The organism is Mesotoga sp. (assembly GCF_035363035.1).
GTDB lineage: Bacteria > Thermotogota > Thermotogae > Petrotogales > Kosmotogaceae > Mesotoga.
The window spans coordinates 1-2983 of sequence record NZ_DAOSEH010000151.1; the positions used below are offsets into that span (position 1 = coordinate 1).

At 47.3% G+C, this 2983-nt stretch carries 3 protein-coding genes and 1 pseudogene; 3 read left to right on the top strand and 1 reads right to left on the bottom strand.

Features of this window, described 5'->3' with window-relative positions:
- The 3 genes and pseudogenes from PKX57_RS11815 to PKX57_RS11825 form a co-directional block, all read left to right on the top strand.
- Window positions 1-593 (top strand): annotated as a pseudogene (locus tag PKX57_RS11815) (hypothetical protein); the annotation flags it as partial.
- Window positions 594-857: 264 nt separating this feature from the next.
- On the top strand, window positions 858-1760 hold the full coding sequence (locus tag PKX57_RS11820) for an effector binding domain-containing protein (protein ID WP_472417512.1): 903 nt from the start codon (window positions 858-860) through the stop codon (window positions 1758-1760).
- 416 nt (window positions 1761-2176) lie between these two features.
- The gene (locus PKX57_RS11825; RefSeq protein WP_213920640.1) at window positions 2177-2623 is read left to right on the top strand and encodes a DUF3795 domain-containing protein; all 447 of its coding nucleotides are present in this window, start codon (window positions 2177-2179) and stop codon (window positions 2621-2623) included.
- 163 nt (window positions 2624-2786) lie between these two features.
- Here the strand turns inward: PKX57_RS11825 and PKX57_RS11830 are convergent.
- The coding region (locus tag PKX57_RS11830; RefSeq protein ID WP_472417514.1) for a CorA family divalent cation transporter at window positions 2787-2983 on the bottom strand (197 nt) is incomplete at its 5' end.

The following is a 2983-nucleotide window of genomic DNA, read 5'->3' on the forward strand; positions in this document are numbered from 1 at the left end:
CCTGGGACTGGCTCTGGATACAGGACAACGTAAAGGGAATGGAGAGAGCGTACTTCCTCCCCTGGACGCCTGCAGAGCACCCCGAATACGGCACGGTCGAGGCCGGTGGAACAAACCCGAAGTTCTGGTCGCAGAACCCGCCTGCTGGAATGTACCTGGAGCTGGCAGTAGAGGCTGAGAACAGGTTCAACTTCATGCTTGCCAAGTCGCTTCCGAAACTCGAATTCACAGAGATCAACGTCAAGGCCAACGCAGACGGTTCGAGGACGATAACCGCAACGGTAACCAACAACGGATTCCTCCCTGACGCGTTGAAGCAGGCATGGCTTGTCAAGATGGTTAGACAGTCGACGGCCAGAATAACACTGGAGGGTCTAAAACTGGCCTCCGGAGAGAGTTCGACCCAGACCATCGGCTTCTTCGCCGGTGCACTTCCTGAGAATCCTCTTGACAGACCGTTCACCGACATCGGCTCGCCGACCTGGGAAACATCCAAGACGGTATCCTGGACAGTCACTGGCACGGGAACCGCGACGATCACATTCTCTTCTACCAGAGGCGGAGTCATCTCCACGACTGTTGATCTGAAGTAGGAATGAGTAAATCTGATCTCTGAAACAGGCAACAGGTATTTATTATGATTGTTGTTTCTTGATCCACATAAAAAGAAAGATTTGGTCTACCTCTTTAGGTGTCCTCCAGAGGTCTGGAGGACACCTTTTTTATTAAGCAAGTGGCAGACACAATGGTTTTTTCTCAATGAGTTATAAGCGTGGATGGTATTGACTCTCACGTTACGGCAAAAAGTATAATCTCCTCTGTCAGATTGAGTACGTTCTATCCGGGTGGTGATCTGAATGAAGAAGATCGGTGAGGTGGCTTCCGCTTTCGACGTATCCTGTCGTACTCTGAGATACTACGAAGAGATCGGTTTGCTCAAGAGTTTTCGAAATGAAGAGTCTTTGTACCGTTACTACGATGAAGCCTCTCTGAAAAAGCTCGAAGAAATTCTTTTTCTGAAAAGTCTCGGTTTATCCATGAAGGAGATTCTAAAAGTCCTTACGATGTACGATGTGGAAAAATTCAGAACCTCACTGGTCAACAGGCTGAAAGCTTTGCAGGATGAGAGTAATACTATCAGTCGAGAGGGATCCAGAATAGAAAAACTGCTGGTACATCTCGACGGCGGTGTCGGCGTGAAACTTTCGGAAATAATGGCCGGATTCCATCATAGTGAAGACGATGGGCAACAAACAAGATCTTGCGAGGAGGTAGAAAAAGTGAGAAACCCGAGAGAAGGCCTTGATGTAAGGATTGTTCAATTGAAGCCGTGCAAGGTAGCATATTACAGGTCCAGCGGGAAGAGTCCCGAGTACGACGCGCTGAGAGTAATGGAGAAATGGGCCTCTAGAAGAGGTTTGCTAGAACTCTTCTCAACAAGAAACTTCGGGTTCAACAATCCTTCGCCTTCTCCTGAAAGCGAAGAGTACGGCTACGAAGTCTGGTTTACGGTCACTGAGAAAACGGAGCCTTCTGACGGAGTGGGAATTAAGGATTTCTCCGGCGGACTATATGCTGTAATCAGCACCCACCTTCACGATATAGCAGAGAACTGGAAGGCGATATCACGGTGGGTCGAAAGTAACGATGAGTACTGTGGTGGAAACCATCAGTGTCTGGAAGAGATAATTTCCCCGAACTGGTTCGATGAATCTACCGTCCAGTTTGATCTCTATTATCCGATTTTCAGAAGGCAATAGAGCGTTTGAAATCTACACAGGAATACCGGGACAGAGCAGAGTGGGTTGTGCGTTGTGGATTGTCGGTAAAAACACGAAAAAGAGCGTTTAGAGCTCTCTTTGCTCACAAGAAGGCGAGAGCGAAAATAGGGACTTACGGGCTCCTGGCGTCTGTCCCGTTTTTCGCGACGTGAAGGGAGTGAGACTGTCATCCCGTAATGTATTTATACGGGATCTAATCTCTTCCGTCTCGTACTCTCTTGTATCGTATGAGAGGTGTGAGGTGAGAAGGTTCTCAGATCTTGATCTTCAAACCTCTTACCTCATACCTCCCTCTTGCCTCTCCGTCCCCTCGCGCCCCATCTATTAAATGGTATGATTTATCAGGAGAAATGCACAGGATCGGCTTAATAGATCATGTCTAAAAGAGGTGGCGTATGGAAGAGCAGTTAATCGCACCATGCGGTATGAATTGCAGTCTGTGCATCAGTTATCAGTCGATGAAAAACGATCTGAAAAGGCGGGGATTTCACAAAAAGTACTGTCCCGGCTGTATCCCGAGGGGGGAGAATTGCATCCACATGGGCGATCAGTGCGAGCTGCTTGCGAAGGGAAAGATCCGCTTCTGCCATGAATGTGAAGTTTTTCCCTGTAAACGATTGAAGACGCTGGATAAGCGCTATCGCACGAAATATCATATGAGCATGATAGAGAACCTTGAGTTCATCCGCGACAATTCCGTAGAGCTGTTTTTGAAAGAGGAAGAGATAAAATGGCTCTGCAACGAGTGTGGCGGCATTATATGCTGTCATAACGGACTTTGCTTGAATTGTGACCTTGAAACTCTGCGTAAGAATAAAAAATACCGCTGGAAAGAGGAGTAGGGCTGTGGAATCGCTGAACGACCTTGTACGGGAATACAATAACCATTTAAGCAAGGTGATCGAATTCGTAGAGAGGGTCGTTTTCATACTCGGTGAACAATTAGAAAGATGAAACACTGCACAGTTAGGAATGATCGGCACTTACATATATTTTGACCTCGCTTCAATCTTTCCTGAACCAGCCTTTTTTATGGAAGAAATACAGCATGGCTCCGGCGATTGCGACCATCGCTCCCAGTACGATTGGATAGGCCCATTTAAGCTCAAGTTCAGGCATGAAGTGGAAGTTCATTCCATAAACACCGGCCACGAAGGAAAGCGGTATGAAAATCGTGGATATTATGGTGAGGACTTTCATGA